Consider the following 16,881-nt stretch of genomic DNA (forward strand, 5'->3'; position numbering starts at 1 on the left):
AGGTTCACCTCTTACGCATATGTTCTTCCAATGCAGAAATATCTTGATACCAATCTTCAAGCTGATGGCCTTCCTGCTTATGCCTTTTCAGCTTCTCCATAATACTCTCATCCAAATCACGGAATGAGATTCCAAGCCGCCGTCCGAGAATATATCCACTGACAATCAGACTGGCCAGACTATCCGTTATCCTGGTCGTGCTGCCTTCCCATAGAGCTTTGAACAGACGGGACACGTGATCAACCACTTCGGTTTTTAGCCATTCAATGACTTTGGCCCTCTTGGCCACATCCATTTCTTTGTGCATGGTAGACCGATCACTCTCTCTCCTAGAAAAAGCTTTATTCTCCATTATAGCATAAATCAACTTTTCTACCTAAGCCCAGGGTGGCCAGAGCTGCAGGGTCTAGCCGGTCCTATTGCCCCGGTGCGATCTCACTGCGGGACACGAATTTCTCACAATATTCTATGATCTGACTCCGTCTCACAATGCCGATGAACCGGTTCATATCATCAACAACAGGGACAAAGTTCTGTACCTTGGCCAGGTTGATCAGATCCTCCATATCTTCATCGATCGAGACCGGTTTGTTATCTACTCGAAGCGGGATATCTTTAAGAAGGAACCTTGAGGCGTTCTCGAAGGTTACCTGTCCTTTGGAGTTCTTCATATACCAGAGCAGATCCCCTTCGGTTACAGTCCCAACATATACTCCGGTTTTGTCAATGATTGGGACGGCCGTGTACCGGTGGTATTCCATGCGTTCCAAGGTCTGTCTTAAAGTAGAATCCAGGGTTACCGAGACAACATCACTCTTCGGGAGCAAAAAAAATGCAATATTCATTTCAAAAATAATCCTCCTCTATCCTCTCTCTAACCGTGAGAAAGTATAAGTCCCCTATTGGTACGTATCAGGCCGGACATTGTTCCGCTCAGGCGAAAAAATCGGCAGCCGGTACTCCGGACTGCCGAATAGATGTCTAACTAGCTCATATACAGAATAGATACAGTCCTAGAGTCGCTTCTGTATATATTATGGCATCTCAAGAACAATCATTCAATTACTTGCTTCTCGGGGAGCAGAAGCTGTGCATCTGTCGTATCCGGATTCGACCAGCTTTCTATCAGTTTCTCAGCATAATCTACATCCTTCTTGTCCGCCAGATCATAGAAAATATTATTAATGCGGGTTCCCTCACCCATGATCGTATAACTATAGATCTGCGGCGGATTATCGCCTGTCAGCAGCTGCTTCGCAAGATCGATAAGATTGCTTGGGAGAATATCCGTCTTGAAGTTGGCGCCCGCAATGTCCATAAGTTCAGGAATCTTTGATACCTGGTCGAGCTGAAGCACCCTTTTTACCATCGAATTCAAGAAGACTTGATGTCTCTTAGTCCGGTTAAAGTCGCTATCCTCGCGATAGCGTACATAATTGAGTGCATCCTTACCATTATAGATCGGTTGGTTCGCTTTGATCGTAAACTTCTCGTGATCCTTATCCTTATTCACAATGTCTTTGGCAATCGGCAGCTCTACACCGCCAAGGGCATCGACTACATCGCGAAGTCCCTTGAAGTTAATGGCTGCATAATACTCAGCCTGATGACCGAGGAAGGCTTCCACTGTATCTTTGGACATCTTCTCCCCGCCGAATGCGTAGGCGTGATTGATCTTATCCTTCTTACCCTTGCCGACAATCTCCGTATAGGTATCTCTCGGGATCGAGATTAGCAGAATTTTATTTTCCTTAGGACGTATTACGGAGTAGATCATCGTATCTGAACGGGCAGGCTCATTATCACGTTGGTCAACACCCAGCAGCAATGCAGTGAACGGCTTGGTCTGGTAGACTACCGGCTTTGGCTGCTCTCCCTGCAGGGGTGCATACGACTTCTGAAGCTTCTTCTCCACATGGTTAGATAAAAACATATCAAATGCCATTACAGCAAGTGGTTTCCGATATACATATATACCCGCGCCGAGAACAGCAACAACAAGGAGAATAATTCCCCAGGTCCTTAACCTGTTTCTTTTCTTGGGTCTCACTCTTTTCAATTTCTGATCCGTCATAACCCTGCCTCCAATTATTTGCAGCTTGAGGACTTTATCAGTCCTAATCTATATGTCTTACATGGTCTGTCTAATCCAGTTTCATACCGGCCAGCCATGATCACAGTCGAACTTAAGGGAGTACTCTTAGTCAAATTCATAATCATTCTCTTAACCGCTCGTTTGGCATAACAGCGCCAAGCCTCGAGCCTCCTTCCATCGCGGCAGAAATGTGCATCATCATTATCCTATTAACAAAATATAACTCTACTCTTCATTGTACCTACTAAGAAACGCCAAAACACTACAAAAAGGTTAAAATCCTTATGCACATCGATCAATATAACCTATACAGCTAGCATCTATCAACTATTAAACACTGGTAGTATTGCTAAATGGTATACAGCCATGTCGTCTTCTTAATTATATTTATAAGGCTGACGTCCGGTTCCAAAAGCTCTCGCTCCCACTTCTCCGGCATCACTTCACCTTCACCTCTACACAATGGTAATAATTAAGTTCATGTGAAATAGAACACTCCCAATTCATCACAAAAAAGCGGGCAGAGAATCTCTTCTCTACCCGCTTAACTACTATTGAAGTGTCTTCAATTCATTGCCTTCAAGCAATGGGAAGTGGCAGGCAACCTGTCTGCCCGGAAGAACTTCTTCCAGCAGCGGCTCTACCTGAGCGCATTTCTCCTGTGCAAGCGGACAGCGAGTATGGAACCGGCAGCCTGATGGCGGGTTCGCAGGGGATGGAACATCCCCCTTCAATACGATACGCTCCCGTTTGCGCGTTGGTGATGGCTTGGGAATAGCCGACAGCAGAGCTGCTGTGTAAGGATGAAGCGGATGAGCGAATAACTCTTCCGTCTCAGCTACTTCGACCATTTTACCAAGATACATAACCCCAACCCGGTCTGAAATGTGTCGAACCACGTTAAGACCATGGGCGATGAACAAGAAGGTAAGGCCCAGTTCCTTCTGCAGCTTCATCAGCAGGTTGATTACCTGCGATTGGACAGATACGTCAAGGGCCGATACAGCTTCATCCGCAACAATAAATTGTGGATTGAGCGCAATCGCCCGGGCGATACCGATCCGCTGACGCTGACCGCCTGAGAACTCATGCGGGTACCGGTTTCGGCGAGTTGGATCAAGGCCTACCAGCTGCATCAATTCAACCACCCGGTCGTCGATTTCCTTGGCGGACATATGACGGTGAACACGAAGAGGCTCACCAATAATATCCTTAACCAGGAAGCGAGGGTTCAAAGAACCGAAGGGATCCTGAAATATAATCTGCATTTCTTCACGAAGCTTGCGCAGCTCGGAATTGTTCAAGGAGTGTACATCTTTGCCATTGAACAGAACCTCACCTTCCGTAGCACTCTGAAGCTTCAGAACAACACGGCCGAAGGTTGATTTACCGCATCCAGATTCACCAACGAGCCCGAATGTCTCACCTTTACGAATCGAGATGGATACATCATCTACGGCTTTAACATTTCCGACCACACGGTTGAGTAAACCAGCTTTAATCGGGAAATACTTCTTAAGATGCTTAACCTCAATCAAGTTATCTTGGCCATCTACTTTGGGTTCCTGCATACTCATTTCGTTTCGCCCCCGTTTCTGCCAAGTAGGACAGGTGCCTTATCCTCATACAGCCAGCATACGGCGGAATGATCATTGCCTACTTTGAAGTCAAGTGGCTCCTGGCTCTTACATTTATCCATGACATGCGGACAGCGAGGGTGGAAGCGGCAGCCTCCTGGAAGATTGCCGAGACCTGGAATGGTACCTTTAATGGTATACAGTTCCTTGCCCCGAGTCCCTTCGAACCCTGGAATAGACTGAAGCAGCCCAACTGTGTAAGGATGTGAAGGATTCGCAAAAATCTCTTCTACCGTTCCCTCCTCCACAATGGCCCCCGCATACATGACCGCAATACGATCAGCCATCTCTGCCGCTACGCCCATATCATGGGTAATCAGCAGAATGGACATACCCAGCTCCTGCTTCAACTTCTGAAGCAGATCAAGAATCTGCGCTTGCACCGTTACGTCCAGAGCTGTTGTAGGCTCATCCGCGATCAGAAGCTCAGGGTTACAGGCCAGAGCCACCGCGATAACAACGCGCTGACACATCCCGCCTGACAGCTCATGCGGATATTGCTTGGCACGAATCTCGGGTGCTGGAATACCTACCATTCTAAGTAGGTTAATGGCTTCTTTCCAGGCCTCCGAATCACTCTTGTTCTGATGAAGCCGAAGACTTTCTGCGATCTGCTCGCCCACCGTGAATACTGGATTCAGAGCTGACATGGGATCCTGGAAGATCATCGCAATCTGGTTGCCGCGGATTTTCCGCATTTGTTCCTGATCTTTAGCGGCCAGGTCCTCACCGCGAAATTTGATCTTCCCGTCCAGGATAGCGCCGCCAGCATAATCAATCAGACGCATGATGGACATGGACGTTACACTCTTACCACTGCCGGACTCTCCTACGAGACAGAGCGTCTTTCCTTTTTCTATTGTTAAAGAGATGTTATCCGTCGCTTTGACGAATCCCTTCTCTGACATGAATCCGGTTGTCAGATTCTCTACTTCGAGTAATCTTTCCGCCATTGTTTCAGCCTCCTCTGGGATAACGTTGCTTTTTGTCTAGGGTCCAGAGCGTCACGGATGCCATCGCCGATAAAGTTTACCGCCAACACTACGATCAAAATGCATAATCCCGGGTAGACCGCCTGCATTGGATCTGTAAGCATAAACTCCTGAGCATTGCTCAGCATGCCTCCCCAGCTTGTATCCGGAGCTTGCACACCCAATCCCAAATAAGATAGCGCAGATTCACTTAGAATGGCGGAGCCAACCATCAAAGTGGCATTTACGATAATCGGGAAGCTTGCATTACGAAGCAAGTGTCTAAAGATAATCCCCCAGCTCGATACTCCGATAGCTTTTGCAGCTTCCACGTACTGAGTTTCACGCAGCTGCAGGAACGTTCCCCTTACTAGACGCGCAATCCCCATCCAGCTGGTGAAGGCAAGGATCATGATCATATAACTTACCTTGGAACCAAAAATAGCAAGTACCAGGATATTCAAAAACAGCAGTGGGATAGAGTTCATAACATCGACTAGACGCATAAAAATAGTATCGATCCAACCGCCGAAATAACCTGAAAGCGCACCAATCAATGAACCGATAACAACGGATGCAGCTGCTACAACAAACCCGACAATAAGTGATATCTGTCCGCTGTACAGCAATCTGGAGAATATGTCCCTTCCCAGCTCATCTGTACCTAACACATGGTTATCCGTCCCCGGTGCCAGATTCGAAATCATTAAATCAATGTTATTGGGGCTAAAGGATGTAATGAGCGGTGCGAGAAATGATCCCGCCACGAAAATAAGTAATACAACCAGTCCCGCCATGGCAAACGGATTGCGTACGAACTTCTTCCATACAATCATCCAGGGGCCTGGGGGTTTCTTAAGAGGTCGTGAAGTCGGCATTTCCTCAGTGGGAGGCTGCACTCCAGGTTGTCCGCCCGGAACAAGATCTTGATTCATATTTACACTCATGCCGATTTCCCTCCTTTGCCCAGCTGTACCCGAGGGTCAACAATAGCGTATAGAATGTCGGCAATCAAGTTACCGATTACCACAACAACTGCTGTAATCAAGGCGATCGCCATAAGCACCGAATATTCACGAGCCACAGCCATTTCAATAAATAGCCGTCCCATACCTGGCCAGTTAAACACTCTTTCTGTCAAAGCCGCACCGCCAACAAGAATTGGCAGGTCGAGACCAAGAATCGTAATGATCGGAATGAGTGAATTGCGCAGAGCATGCCGGAAGATAACTTTGCGTTCCTTAACACCTTTAGCGCGTGCGGTACGGATATAATCTTGTTCTAGCACCTCAAGCATACTTGAACGTGAATACTTGGAATAAGCCGCCAGGAACCCAAGAGTTAGAACCGAGATTGGCATAATCATATGCATAAACAAATCTGCCAGGTTTCCTTCTTTACCCATCGTCCACATATCCGAGAGCGGCAACCAATCCAGCTGAATCGCGAACAGTTCCTGCAGGAGTATACCGAACCAAAAGGTTGGCATTGCAAAACCTATATAAGCAACGAATGAGCCCGTCTGATCCGAAAGTCCATATGGCTTCGTACTATTGTAGATACCCCATGGAATTGCTATCAATAGAGATAGAATCCAGGCTGCGCCCATTAGGATTACTGTATTGCCGACCGTAGGCCAGAGGATTTGTCCAACAGGCACGTGATTTTTAAAGGTATAACCCAAATCACCTTTAAGCAATCCGCCTACCCATTTAAAATATTGAACATATATTTTTTGATCCAGCCCTAGATTATGTGCCTGGATTTTAGCCGCTTCCTGCGAAAGACCCGGGGACAGGAATATTTGAGTAGGACCACCTGGTGCCGCATGAATCAGACCGAAAGTGACAATACTGACGAGAACCAGTACCAATAGTGATTGCAGAATACGACGAATGAAATATTCAGTCATTAACTTTCCTCCCAGGATTGTACCTCGTACAACCTATTTAAGCCTGAAAACAAAAAAGGGAGAGGAGAAGATTCTCCTTCCCCCTCGTTAGTTGTCTTGCAATTATTGAGTTACCCACCAGTTTTGTACGTGGAAGAAGTATCCATAAGGGAGGGATGCCTCTGGTGCATCATCCTCTGCATATTTCACGCGTGATCCCAAACCTTCTGGTTGACCATATTGATACAAGAATACATATGGAAGATCTGTAGAGATTTCTTTACCAACTTCTTCATAAACTTTCTTACGTTCCGCTTGATCAACTGTAGAATATCCATCTACCCACAGCTTGTCGAGCTTCTCGTTTTTGTACCAGCCCATGTTTTGACCAGTTGGCGGGTAGTATTTAGATGAGAAGGTCTGTTCGCCATCTGGATCCGGGTTGTTCAGGGACCAGGACAATAATACTGCCGGGAATTTACCTGGGGTCAGGTTGTTTTCAGCCCATGATGAGAAGTCGATTGCTTTAGGTTTAACTTCAATACCTACTTCTTTCAAGTTCTGTTGAATTACAGAAGCAACTTGTTGACGACGGCTGTTACCTGCGTTGTACTGAAGCTCGAATGAGAATCTGTGGCCATCTTTAGTCAGGATACCATCGGATCCTGCAACCCAACCATCTTCAGCAAGAAGCTTCTTAGCCGCGGCTGGATCGTATTTATATTCAGTCACAGCAGATCCTGGGTCAGCCCATGAACCTGGAAGGAACGGTGCATTCAGTTTAGTACCGGTGCCTTTCAGAATGTTGTCAATCATACCTTGGCGGTTAAGAGCTGTAGCAATCGCTTGTCTTGTCTTCACGCCTGTAAATGGTACGAATTTATCTGGGAAGTTCTCCGGTTTGAAGTTAAAGGCTACATACTCATATTGAGGTCCTGGAGCAAGAAGCACGGTAAGACCATTCTTCTTCTTCACTGCTTCAACCTGAGTAACAGGGATAGCTTGAATAAGGTCGGTATCTCCCTTGATCAATGCTTGAACCTCTGTGTTCTGGTCCGCATAGATTTTGTATACTACTTTGTCAATATGCGGTTGTTGACCCCAGTAATTAGGATCTTTCTCGAATGTCAGGTATTGACTTTGTTTCCACTCGGTCCATTTCCAAGAACCGTTAGTAACCGTTTTAGCTGGATCTTTACCGTAAGGGTTATCTTTCAGCTGCTCAGGCTTCACGTCTTTAAGCACGTGGTAAGGAATCAATTGGTTGAACAAGCTGTATTGGAATGGTGCAAATACTTGCTTCAAAGTAATCTTGACAGTTTGATCGTCAACTTTCTCGAGTTTGTCAACTTTATCAAATTGTCCAATACCCGGGGAACCGACTTTAGGGTCACGGAATGTATTAATTGTAAAAATCACGTCATCCGCAGTTACAGGCTGACCATCACTCCACTTAGCTTCTTTTTTCAGCTTGACTGTGTAAGTCTTACCGTCTGCTGAAATTTCCGGAACAGAAGCTGCTAGGGACCATGGCTCGGCAGCCAAATTACCTTTGCGGTCCAAATCATACAAATTCGCCATTACGAACTTTGCTGCATCTGCAGAAGCTGTATCAGCCACAAAGATTGGATTAATAGATACGATATCGGAGAAGCTGCTAAAAGTCAGTGTTCCCCCATCAACCGGTTTATCTGTAGATTTGTTAGTATCTACGGCGGAACCTGTTGGAGCTTTAGTAGTGCTGCTCTCGCTTGACTTGGTATTGCTGCATCCTACAAACAACGCTCCAACCAACGTTAGTGTAGCTAATAGGGCAATCCATTTTTTTGTTTTTACCATAAACGCGTTCCTCCCATTTCTAATTCGTTGTCTTGCTTTTCCTACCCTCCGGATCGAAGCTAACCTCACGTATTCCTAATTCTGTCTACGATATGAATGAACTGATTCATCCATAAGCTTACGTGGTCAATGACCCCCCCATGTTTCAGAATCCTAGAATTGTTTAATTAACCTCTAATATATTGTTATTTCAATATATCCTAATAAAAAAAGCAATAATATACATGTGTTTACTCGGGATTATAACTTTAGTGGCAATCTTTTGTTGTTTAACCCTAGTTGATTTGTTAACCATGGGTCAATTTAATGTTAATGCCATCCATTATGTTTTCCAAATAAAAACACTATATTATTAATGCTATGATTCATTATTAGTAAATAATATACATTAAATTTACTAAAATTCCAACTACATTTACAGTTAGTTTTTAATTTTTTTTTAATGTTATGTATAGAAAATACTTTTCACTAGGGGTTAATAAGATATGCAAGCTTAAAGAAAGCTTAAACTCCCCTCGCTCATAACAAAAAAAGCAACCAAAAATTGGCTGCTTTCTATAGTCAAATACTACTCTGTTGTGTAAGGCAACAATGCGATTTGACGGGAGCGTTTGATTGCAATTGTCAACAAACGTTGGTACTTTGCACTAGTGCCGGTTACACGGCGTGGCAAAATTTTACCGCGTTCGCTGATGAATTTCTTCAACAATTCAGTGTCTTTATAGTCAATGTGAGTAATTTTGTTCACAGTGAAGAAGCACACTTTACGACGTTTGTTACGGCCGCCACGGCGAGCCGGTCTTTTGTCGTTGTCTCCGCCTTCTCTTGGTTTAAAAGCCATGCTGTATCAGTCCTTTCCAATATTAAAATGGCAAATCGTCATCCGATATATCGATCGGTTTCCCGTCATCGGAGAATGGATCTTGATTGCCTCGGGAATTATTGCTGCCGCCACGGTTCATACCGCCGCCGCCGCCTCCAAATGCTGGAGCTTCCTCCCGTTGACCGCTTCCGCCACCATCACGGTTCGACTCCAAGAAACGGACATTATCGGCGATGACTTCAGTAACGTATACACGTTTACCTTCGTTATTCTCGTAATTCCGTACTTGAATGCGTCCTTCGACTGCGGTCAGTCTACCTTTACGTAAGTAGTTGGCGCAAGTCTCTGCCAGCTGCCTCCACGTAACGACCGGTATAAAGTCCGCTTCGCGTTCTCCGCCTTGTGAGGTGAATGGTCTGTCTACCGCAATAGTAAACTGGGTGACCGCCACGCCCGCTGGGGTATAACGCAGTTCTGGATCACGGGTAAGTCTTCCGATGAGAATGACACGGTTCAACAATCTGGTCCCCTCCTCTGAGCGATAAATTTACAAACACATATTAAGCAACGTCTTTTGTAATGAGATAACGGATAACTTCGTCGGAAATTTTCAAAATACGTTCCAACTCGTCAATTACATCCGGAGTCGCAGTAAAGTTCACGAGAACGTAAACTCCATCACGAATCTTGTTGATCTCATACGCAAGCCGGCGTTTGCCTAAAACATCATGTTTTGTAACTTCCCCGCCGTTTTGGATGATGCCTTGGAATTTTTCGACTACAGCTTGAAGAGCTTCTTGTTCAAGATCTGGACGAATAATGTACATCACTTCGTATTTGCGCATATCTTTCACCTCCTCTTGGACTCACGGCCCCCAATGCAATGCTTGGGAGCAAGGAGCGAGCGTAAACTCGCACCATAGTAATATAACAAATTTGAAAGCCTGATGCAAGTGAAACCAAATGAAACAAAGAATATATGTTCCTAATCCGTTATGAACTTCCATGTCTTCTCCGTCACATCCTCACATGAACTCACCAAGGAGCGTGCACACTAAGTCGGCAATACCTACTCTAATAGTGGAAGGGAGATCATTGATTATGGGCGAGCAGACTGAGTTTGAACCAGGAGATAAAGCGCCTAACCCGGGCATTTATACTGAGGTAGGCGAAGCGCGCAGCTTCCATACCCAAATTCAAGATCCAAAGCGGGTTGAACTTGAACGGGGTGACATCTTCCCGGAGACAAGCAAAAAGAATCGCAAGTGGAAAAAGGCTGAGAAGGCCCGCGTTCACTAGTGTAATATTTTACCAACCGCTTATTGGTATAACATCTCTTCATTCTGCACATTCTATGTTTAGACGGCGTACAAGAGAGGTGTGGTTCCGTTGGACCTGTTCAGCGAAACATCCGTAAGGAGTCTTATTCACAACTCGATGTACAGTGTAATGTAAAGAAATATCCGGTGCTTTTTCTGTGAAGAAAAAGGTTGCGGGTGTATGCTTTAGTTCTCTGGTTAGGAACGTGAGGCGCCCAAGGAAGACCCCTCTTCCTGGTGCTTCCAGCGTAAGGTTGCAATTGCCGAATGTCTCCTGCATTTGTGTGAGAGAAGAATTCCGAATCGTGCGCCGTCTACAACAAAGAGGTCCCCTATGGGGGCCTTTTTAATGTGCTTAAATCTCAATTTACAACAACAAAAAAACCTCCGTGGATTACGGAGATTTATCTCATTTCATTATTAAATTCAGAAGTGGCGGAAAGAGTGGGATTCGAACCCACGCACGCCTTGCGACGCCTAGCTGATTTCGAGTCAGCCCCCTTGGGCCTCTTGGGTACCTTTCCGCAGTACTAATGATTTTAACATATTGCAGTGCAGTTTGCAATATAGCCTGACCTTCCTTGGCTTACCTTTCCGCTCACAGGCGGGCTATATTGATGTCGTCTCGCTGCCTTGGTCCCCTTCTGCTGATCTTAGTACCTTCTTCATATTCTTTTCGAACTTGGCCCTTGGAATTAACACACTATGCTTGCAGCCCACACACTTAATCCGTATATCCATGCCCATTCGGATAATCTCCATTTCATTGCTGCCACAAGGGTGATTTTTTTTCATTTGAACGATATCACCAAGCTGAAATATTTTACGTTCCAATACATACAACTCCTTCGCTCAATGTCTAAGCCTAGATTACTGGTGTGCCCTTTATGCCTCTGCAGCAAGCTCACCCTCGGCTTCATCCAGGGCCTCCTTTGCATAGGTCTGGATCTCCCGTTCTACCTCTGAACGTTTGCCTGGCAGACATTCACCAACGATTCTGACTACATATTCACTAGTGGTAATAGATTGTACCCCTAATACATTAGGTACGTTCGCCAAAGCCTCGGTGTTCTCTTTCAGTTCATTCATCGACTTCCTCAGAATATCAAGGGAATCATCCAGCTTCCTTTTGTTGCTTATCGGGATATCGACAACTGCAAGCGCATTATTAAGCGAGTAATTGGTCACATTGGTAATCATGCCATTTGGAATAATATGTACCTCGCCTGTCCAACTCACCAATCTCGTCGTTCGCAGCCCTATGATCTCCACAGTCCCTTTCAAGGTTCCTGTCTGGATCACATCGCCTACGGCGAATTGATCCTCAAGAATAATGAAGAATCCGGTGATCACATCCTTGACAAGACTTTGAGCGCCAAATCCAACAGCTAATCCAAATACGCCTGCTCCCGCTAGCAGAGGAGCCAAGTTAACTCCGAACTCTCCCAGAAGAAGCATAACCATAACAAAGTTGCTCGCTATAGATATGACATTCTTGAGCAGCTCACCTACAGTTGCGAATCGGCGTGGATTCACATTAATCCGACTTTCCTCATGGCGCTGCAAGGAATGGTCAATGAATTTAAATATGATTTTGATAAATAACCGGGTGAGGACCATTATAACTACAATTCTTATGCAGGAAAATAAAACATTCTCCCACATGTCTATATTTGTGAACCAGTCCCAAATCTTAGCTTTCCAAGTTAACGCTGCTTGCACCGCTTGATTTGCCGCTCCGTATGTTGAGTCTGCAGCGAAGAACATGTGGCATTCCCTCCTCTTTCCATACAACAAGCCAGGACTTAATTAAAGTGAAATTACTCTGCATCTAGATCTATCGTAACATAACCCTGTATTTCTTTCGAATAAATCCCTCTGATCTCTACTCTCTCCGACTTTACAATATCCTTCACCACAGTCAAGCTCTCAGGTTCAAATTGAATAGAAAGCGCACATCCTGCTGTAATCTCCTTCGGCGTCGGGAACAAATCCATTTCAATCTCTGCGTACTCGAGCAGCATCTCAGCACGCAGCGCCTGCTGGGTAGAATCAAAGGCCATCACAAGCCAATTATCCATCATTCATGTGTCTCCTTCTCAAGCAGATTGCAGGTATCACCCAAGTATAAAATCTTCCTAATATTCATATACTAACTACTATATTAATTGAACTAAAGAATCTGTAACCGCTAAGCCTCTCTCCTATATTGAATGGAAAGGAAGATTCTATGTCTCACACTGATCCAACTTCTGCCGCTCAGGAGATTCCCTACTTAAAAATTGTTCATACTGAGCCCGGTATACATTCAGCTATTATTCATCGGCTTCTTCTCCATTTCACTAAGCTAAAGGCTGGGCAGGAGATCGTTATTGTCTGTATTGGTACAGACAGGTCCACAGGGGATTGCCTTGGCCCGTTGGTGGGGACTGCCCTGTCCAAACTGCAGAGCAACAAGTTCCATCTCTATGGCACTTTAGAGGAACCTGTGCACGCTATGAATCTTCAAGATACACTTCTTCACATTCAGCGAGTTCATGATAATCCGTTTGTGATTGGCATAGATGCCTGCCTTGGTCAATCATCCAGCGTCGGCTGTATTCAAGTCGTTCACGGTCCTCTTCGTCCAGGCGCGGGGGTAAATAAAGAACTGCCGCCGGTCGGCGATATCCATCTTACGGGCATCGTCAATGTCGGCGGCTTTATGGAATATTTTGTATTGCAGAACACGCGGCTTAGTCTTGTTATGCGTCTGTCTGACATTATTGCGACCAGCCTGTTTGGTGCTATTAAAGAATGGGACCGCAGTTTTAGACCTCTTGCTCGGCAAGATGAATGGCGTCCTTTTCCTCAGGAGAGAGTGAATAAGGCGACTCTCCTTTAACCACTGGCTTCGCATATACATAAGAGCCATCCCGATTATAAATTCCGGTCAGAACGATTCCGTCTTGCTGGCTATCTATAAACGCTATAGAGAAGCTTAGCTCATTTCCGCGTTCATTAAAGGCATTATATCGCTTAATGCCTATTTTTGCTTTTTGCTTAGGCAAGAGCTTCTGGATGGATTGCAGTTGCCGCTGCTGATCCCCTTGCTCATCCTCAATGGAATCCAATTGAACCTTGAGATCAATGAGGAGTGTCTCCAGATTTTCCACTCCTGCACCTGCCATCATAATCTCATATTTACGGCGCATCTTCTTCAGCTTGCTTCCCTGAACGATATTCCAGATGAGAATTAAAATAAATAACAAAGCGGTTCCCACGATGATTAGTCCCAATTGTTCGCTGACAAGATTATTTAATTCCAACATCCCTGGCTCTACCCCTCTATAATGATCTATGCCTTATATAACTGCTGCATTGCCTCTATAAGTACGTTCACTTCATGGGCAGTGGTAGAGTAGCCTACACTTGCTCTTACTGCTCCCGTCAAAGTTGTACCCGCTGTCTCATGACCTAATGGAGTGCAGTGGTAACCAGCCCTCACTGCGATTTGATATTCCCGATCCAATCGAAATGCCACTTCTGCGGCATCTTGATGAAGTACATTAAAAGTTACAATTCCAGTCCTAGGTTGTCCCAGTGCTGGACCGAGTAAGCTTATTCCAGGAATTCCCTCTAACCCCCGCATAAGCTCCTGCGTCAATTGCCATTCCCGGGTATAGATTTGCTCTACTCCCTCAGCAAGCACTTCTCTTACCCCTTCACCTAAGCCGGCAATACCTGCTGTATTTGGGGTACCTGCTTCATAACGATCTGGACGAACTGAAGGCTGCTCTAGCTCTTCGGATTGGCTTCCAGTCCCTCCATGCAAATGTGGAACCAAATCTATATCAGGGCTAATGTACAGCCCTCCCGTCCCTTGAGGTCCCAGTAACGCTTTGTGACCTGGAAAAGCAAGCATGTCTATATTCATATCCCTGACATGGATCGGATATGCTCCTGCTGTCTGTGCAGCATCAACAAGCAGTTTAGCACCATGCTGATGAGCCATTTTGGCAATTTCCTCAATTGGGGCTATGCTTCCAAGTAAGTTAGAACTGTGGCTACAAACCACTAATCGAGTATTTTCCCTAAACGAACTTCTCATACCTGACAGATCAATTTCTCCCTCAGGACTTACACTTATATACTCAACCTTAACCCCCTGAGTACGCTTTAGAAACTCTAATGGGCGCCTCACGGAATTATGCTCCACCATCGTTGCAATTACATGGTCTCCTGGCCTAAGGAACCCCTTAATAGCAAGGTTAAGCGCGCTTGTTGTATTAGAAGTAAAAGCAATATCTACAGGGTTCTCTACGCCGAGCAGGGTGGCCAATCGGCTTCTTGTCCTCATGAGGAATCTACCGGCTTGAATAGCCATGGCATGGTTTCCCCTGCCCGGATTCGCCGCACTTCCTGAAAGCGCTTCTCCCACTGCCTTAATAACTCCTGCTGGCTTAGGCCATGAAGTCGCTGCATGATCTAAATAAATCACTACTTCCCCCCTTCCCTCCGGGTCACCTTCACTGTCAATCTAAGATCAAGAAAGACATACCTCCCCCATTATATACAAGGGGAAATATGTCATTTCATCATTGGAGCATGTCAAGTAATCTTTGCAAATCCTGTTGGCTAAAATAGTTAATTTCGATCTTGCCTTTATCTTTAGCCGGCTTGATTTTTACTGTGGTCTTGAATCTTTCGCGTAGAGTTTCCTCAACTTCTTCAATATAAGGATCTCTCTTCTTAGCAGCAATCTTCACTTTAGAAGTGTCAAGTTTTTTGCGATCAAGCTGCTGCACTGCATCTTCCAGCTCTCTAACACTCCACTCATTTTCGATACATTGTTTAGCAAGCTGTTTGATAATTGCTGAATCTTTCAATCCAACAATGGCTCTCGCATGTCCCATTGATAATGTTCCACGTGAAACATACTCCTTCACCTCATCAGGAAGGGCCAGCAATCGAAGAAAGTTGGCAATGTGAGAGCGGGATTTACCTACTTTTAAGGATAATTCTTCCTGGGTTAATTCAAACTGATCCATTAATCCTTGATAAGCCACAGCAATCTCCATCGCATTTAAATTCTCACGTTGAAGGTTTTCTATTAGGGCAATTTCCATAACCTGCTGATCCGTGAAGCTGCGTACTACGGCAGGTATAGTAGTATTCCCACAATACTGAGAAGCTCTAAATCTACGCTCCCCTGCAATGATTTCATAACCTTTAAGTACACTTCTGACAATTATCGGCTGAATTACGCCATGCTGACGAATTGATTCTGCCAGATCCTTGATGGCTTCTTCATCAAAAGTCTTACGAGGCTGGTAGGGATTTGCCCGAAGCTGATTAAGTGGGATTTCTACCACCTTGTCATCATCACTAACAGAAAGCGATGGAATCAGCGCATCAAGTCCTTTCCCCAAGCGCTTACTCATAAGAAATCACTTCCTTTGCCAATTCTAAATACACCTCTGCCCCTTTAGAGCGAGGGTCGTACGTAATAATTGACTGTCCGTGAGAAGGCGCTTCGCTCAGTCTAACATTGCGTGGAATCACGGTTTTGTAGACCTTTTGCTGGAAGTACTTCTTCACTTCTTCAATAACTTGAATCCCCAGATTGGTTCTGGCATCGAACATGGTAAGCAGAACACCTTCAATTTGCAGAGAAGTATTTAGATGCTTCTGAACAAGGCGCACCGTATTTAACAACTGACTAAGTCCCTCAAGGGCATAATATTCACATTGAATTGGAATCAGGACAGAATCGGCGGCAGTTAATGAGTTGATCGTCAGGATGCCTAAAGAAGGAGGGCAATCGATAATAATATAATCATACAGGCTCTTCACTTGCTGCAGAGATTTCTTGAGCCGCACCTCACGCGAAATCGTAGGCACAAGTTCAATCTCAGCCCCAGCCAACTGAATCGTAGCAGGAATCATGTCGAGGCCTTCAATTTGTGTAGGCGTGATTGCTTCTTTGGGATGAACCTCATTGATCAGAACATCATAAATGCAGTTAGCAACATCAGCTTTATTTATACCAATACCGCTGGTCGTATTCCCCTGTGGATCGATATCTACAAGTAAAACTTTCTTCCCCAGCGTAGCCAGCCCGGCTCCCAAATTGACCGATGTTGTAGTTTTTCCTACACCGCCCTTTTGGTTGGCAATGGCAATGATTTTAGACAACCTGTTTCACCTCAATATTATTTAAGAATCTTCTTGTAGATCCATACAGATGAATGGGTTGGGTTAATTAGACCCTTTCACTCTGTACCATGTGTGGGTCAACTCAAAGAGGCAGCTACAAAAAGACAG

The 16,881-nt window shown here is 45.2% G+C and carries 20 protein-coding genes and 1 tRNA gene; 2 read left to right on the top strand and 19 right to left on the bottom strand.

Translation table 11 applies throughout. The features are described 5' to 3' along the window. Nucleotides 1-4: 4 nt before the first annotated feature. From ACRRNK_RS22460 to rpsF, 11 genes are all read right to left on the bottom strand, one after another. The gene (locus ACRRNK_RS22460) at nucleotides 5-307 is read right to left on the bottom strand and encodes a MazG-like family protein (protein ID WP_433944805.1); all 303 of its coding nucleotides are present in this window, start codon (nucleotides 305-307) and stop codon (nucleotides 5-7) included. Between the two features lie 109 nt (nucleotides 308-416). Continuing rightward, nucleotides 417-845 (bottom strand): CBS domain-containing protein, encoded by a 429-nt coding sequence (locus ACRRNK_RS22465; protein ID WP_433944806.1) that lies wholly within the window; start codon nucleotides 843-845, stop codon nucleotides 417-419. 209 nt (nucleotides 846-1,054) lie between these two features. Further along, entirely contained in the window at nucleotides 1,055-2,074 is a 1,020-nt protein-coding gene (locus ACRRNK_RS22470) for an LCP family protein (protein ID WP_433944807.1), read from the bottom strand. Between the two features lie 572 nt (nucleotides 2,075-2,646). Then, nucleotides 2,647-3,672 carry an ABC transporter ATP-binding protein gene (locus tag ACRRNK_RS22475; RefSeq protein WP_433944808.1) on the bottom strand — a complete coding sequence of 342 codons (1,026 nt, stop codon included), beginning with the start codon at nucleotides 3,670-3,672 and terminating at the stop codon, nucleotides 2,647-2,649. Beyond that, the gene (locus ACRRNK_RS22480) at nucleotides 3,669-4,685 is read right to left on the bottom strand and encodes an ABC transporter ATP-binding protein (protein WP_433944809.1); all 1,017 of its coding nucleotides are present in this window, start codon (nucleotides 4,683-4,685) and stop codon (nucleotides 3,669-3,671) included. Before ACRRNK_RS22480 ends, ACRRNK_RS22475 begins: the two co-directional genes overlap by 4 nt. Further along, on the bottom strand, nucleotides 4,661-5,650 hold the full coding sequence (locus ACRRNK_RS22485; protein ID WP_433944810.1) for an ABC transporter permease: 990 nt from the start codon (nucleotides 5,648-5,650) through the stop codon (nucleotides 4,661-4,663). Before ACRRNK_RS22485 ends, ACRRNK_RS22480 begins: the two co-directional genes overlap by 25 nt. Next, nucleotides 5,647-6,615, bottom strand: coding sequence for an ABC transporter permease (locus ACRRNK_RS22490; protein WP_433944811.1), 969 nt, complete (start codon nucleotides 6,613-6,615; stop codon nucleotides 5,647-5,649). Before ACRRNK_RS22490 ends, ACRRNK_RS22485 begins: the two co-directional genes overlap by 4 nt. Nucleotides 6,616-6,717: 102 nt before the next feature. Next, nucleotides 6,718-8,433, bottom strand: a complete 1,716-nt coding sequence (locus tag ACRRNK_RS22495; RefSeq protein WP_433944812.1) for an ABC transporter substrate-binding protein — start codon at nucleotides 8,431-8,433, stop codon at nucleotides 6,718-6,720. A 568-nt stretch (nucleotides 8,434-9,001) separates the two neighbouring features. Beyond that, the gene (gene rpsR, locus ACRRNK_RS22500; protein ID WP_082927055.1) at nucleotides 9,002-9,274 is read right to left on the bottom strand and encodes a 30S ribosomal protein S18; all 273 of its coding nucleotides are present in this window, start codon (nucleotides 9,272-9,274) and stop codon (nucleotides 9,002-9,004) included. Between the two features lie 22 nt (nucleotides 9,275-9,296). Further along, a complete protein-coding gene (ssb, locus tag ACRRNK_RS22505; RefSeq protein WP_433944813.1) occupies nucleotides 9,297-9,776 on the bottom strand; it encodes a single-stranded DNA-binding protein in 480 nt (159 codons plus the stop codon). Nucleotides 9,777-9,816: 40 nt separating this feature from the next. Further along, nucleotides 9,817-10,101: a 30S ribosomal protein S6 gene (gene rpsF, locus ACRRNK_RS22510; RefSeq protein ID WP_433944814.1), complete on the bottom strand. Its 285-nt coding sequence runs from the start codon at nucleotides 10,099-10,101 to the stop codon at nucleotides 9,817-9,819. A gap of 256 nt (nucleotides 10,102-10,357) precedes the next feature. Between rpsF and ACRRNK_RS22515 the strand changes: the two genes are divergently transcribed. Beyond that, nucleotides 10,358-10,555 (top strand): YjzC family protein, encoded by a 198-nt coding sequence (locus tag ACRRNK_RS22515; RefSeq protein WP_127198856.1) that lies wholly within the window; start codon nucleotides 10,358-10,360, stop codon nucleotides 10,553-10,555. A gap of 453 nt (nucleotides 10,556-11,008) precedes the next feature. Here ACRRNK_RS22515 and ACRRNK_RS22520 read toward each other — a convergent pair. From ACRRNK_RS22520 to ACRRNK_RS22535, 4 genes are all read right to left on the bottom strand, one after another. After that, nucleotides 11,009-11,099, bottom strand: a tRNA-Ser gene (locus ACRRNK_RS22520). An 85-nt stretch (nucleotides 11,100-11,184) separates the two neighbouring features. After that, on the bottom strand, nucleotides 11,185-11,409 hold the full coding sequence (locus ACRRNK_RS22525; RefSeq protein WP_433944815.1) for a DUF951 domain-containing protein: 225 nt from the start codon (nucleotides 11,407-11,409) through the stop codon (nucleotides 11,185-11,187). A 51-nt stretch (nucleotides 11,410-11,460) separates the two neighbouring features. Continuing rightward, nucleotides 11,461-12,342, bottom strand: a complete 882-nt coding sequence (locus ACRRNK_RS22530) for a mechanosensitive ion channel family protein (RefSeq protein WP_433944816.1) — start codon at nucleotides 12,340-12,342, stop codon at nucleotides 11,461-11,463. 53 nt (nucleotides 12,343-12,395) lie between these two features. Further along, nucleotides 12,396-12,656, bottom strand: a complete 261-nt coding sequence (locus tag ACRRNK_RS22535; RefSeq protein WP_433946977.1) for a DUF3343 domain-containing protein — start codon at nucleotides 12,654-12,656, stop codon at nucleotides 12,396-12,398. A 149-nt stretch (nucleotides 12,657-12,805) separates the two neighbouring features. On the opposite strand from ACRRNK_RS22535, the gene yyaC reads away from it, so the two are divergent. Then, entirely contained in the window at nucleotides 12,806-13,459 is a 654-nt protein-coding gene (gene yyaC / locus ACRRNK_RS22540; protein WP_433944817.1) for a spore protease YyaC, read from the top strand. Here the strand turns inward: yyaC and ACRRNK_RS22545 are convergent. From ACRRNK_RS22545 to ACRRNK_RS22560, 4 genes are all read right to left on the bottom strand, one after another. Continuing rightward, nucleotides 13,386-13,886, bottom strand: coding sequence for a DUF4446 family protein (locus tag ACRRNK_RS22545; RefSeq protein WP_433944818.1), 501 nt, complete (start codon nucleotides 13,884-13,886; stop codon nucleotides 13,386-13,388). The two genes, yyaC and ACRRNK_RS22545, sit on opposite strands and share 74 nt — an antisense overlap. 26 nt (nucleotides 13,887-13,912) lie before the next feature. Continuing rightward, the gene (locus tag ACRRNK_RS22550) at nucleotides 13,913-15,055 is read right to left on the bottom strand and encodes an aminotransferase class V-fold PLP-dependent enzyme (protein WP_433944819.1); all 1,143 of its coding nucleotides are present in this window, start codon (nucleotides 15,053-15,055) and stop codon (nucleotides 13,913-13,915) included. Nucleotides 15,056-15,152: 97 nt separating this feature from the next. Next, nucleotides 15,153-15,998, bottom strand: coding sequence for a ParB/RepB/Spo0J family partition protein (locus tag ACRRNK_RS22555; RefSeq protein ID WP_433944820.1), 846 nt, complete (start codon nucleotides 15,996-15,998; stop codon nucleotides 15,153-15,155). After that, the gene (locus tag ACRRNK_RS22560) at nucleotides 15,991-16,752 is read right to left on the bottom strand and encodes a ParA family protein (protein WP_433944821.1); all 762 of its coding nucleotides are present in this window, start codon (nucleotides 16,750-16,752) and stop codon (nucleotides 15,991-15,993) included. The genes ACRRNK_RS22555 and ACRRNK_RS22560 overlap by 8 nt, the downstream gene beginning before the upstream one ends. Between the last annotated feature and the right edge of the window lie 129 nt (nucleotides 16,753-16,881).

It is taken from the genome of Paenibacillus sp. SN-8-1 (assembly GCF_050995535.1).
GTDB lineage: Bacteria > Bacillota > Bacilli > Paenibacillales > Paenibacillaceae > Fontibacillus.

Coding starts and splice junctions, on each gene's coding strand:
- yyaC (WP_433944817.1), top strand. CDS start 12,806: ATGTCTCACACTGATCCAACTTCTGCCGCTCAGGAGATTCCCTACTTA.
- ACRRNK_RS22460 (WP_433944805.1), bottom strand. CDS start 307: ATGCACAAAGAAATGGATGTGGCCAAGAGGGCCAAAGTCATTGAATGG.
- ACRRNK_RS22470 (WP_433944807.1), bottom strand. CDS start 2,074: ATGACGGATCAGAAATTGAAAAGAGTGAGACCCAAGAAAAGAAACAGG.
- ACRRNK_RS22535 (WP_433946977.1), bottom strand. CDS start 12,656: ATGGATAATTGGCTTGTGATGGCCTTTGATTCTACCCAGCAGGCGCTG.
- ACRRNK_RS22475 (WP_433944808.1), bottom strand. CDS start 3,672: ATGAGTATGCAGGAACCCAAAGTAGATGGCCAAGATAACTTGATTGAG.
- rpsR (WP_082927055.1), bottom strand. CDS start 9,274: ATGGCTTTTAAACCAAGAGAAGGCGGAGACAACGACAAAAGACCGGCT.
- ACRRNK_RS22495 (WP_433944812.1), bottom strand. CDS start 8,433: ATGGTAAAAACAAAAAAATGGATTGCCCTATTAGCTACACTAACGTTG.
- ACRRNK_RS22555 (WP_433944820.1), bottom strand. CDS start 15,998: ATGAGTAAGCGCTTGGGGAAAGGACTTGATGCGCTGATTCCATCGCTT.
- ACRRNK_RS22545 (WP_433944818.1), bottom strand. CDS start 13,886: ATGTTGGAATTAAATAATCTTGTCAGCGAACAATTGGGACTAATCATC.
- ACRRNK_RS22465 (WP_433944806.1), bottom strand. CDS start 845: ATGAATATTGCATTTTTTTTGCTCCCGAAGAGTGATGTTGTCTCGGTA.
- ACRRNK_RS22485 (WP_433944810.1), bottom strand. CDS start 5,650: ATGAGTGTAAATATGAATCAAGATCTTGTTCCGGGCGGACAACCTGGA.
- ACRRNK_RS22530 (WP_433944816.1), bottom strand. CDS start 12,342: ATGTTCTTCGCTGCAGACTCAACATACGGAGCGGCAAATCAAGCGGTG.
- ACRRNK_RS22515 (WP_127198856.1), top strand. CDS start 10,358: ATGGGCGAGCAGACTGAGTTTGAACCAGGAGATAAAGCGCCTAACCCG.
- rpsF (WP_433944814.1), bottom strand. CDS start 10,101: ATGCGCAAATACGAAGTGATGTACATTATTCGTCCAGATCTTGAACAA.
- ACRRNK_RS22490 (WP_433944811.1), bottom strand. CDS start 6,615: ATGACTGAATATTTCATTCGTCGTATTCTGCAATCACTATTGGTACTG.
- ACRRNK_RS22480 (WP_433944809.1), bottom strand. CDS start 4,685: ATGGCGGAAAGATTACTCGAAGTAGAGAATCTGACAACCGGATTCATG.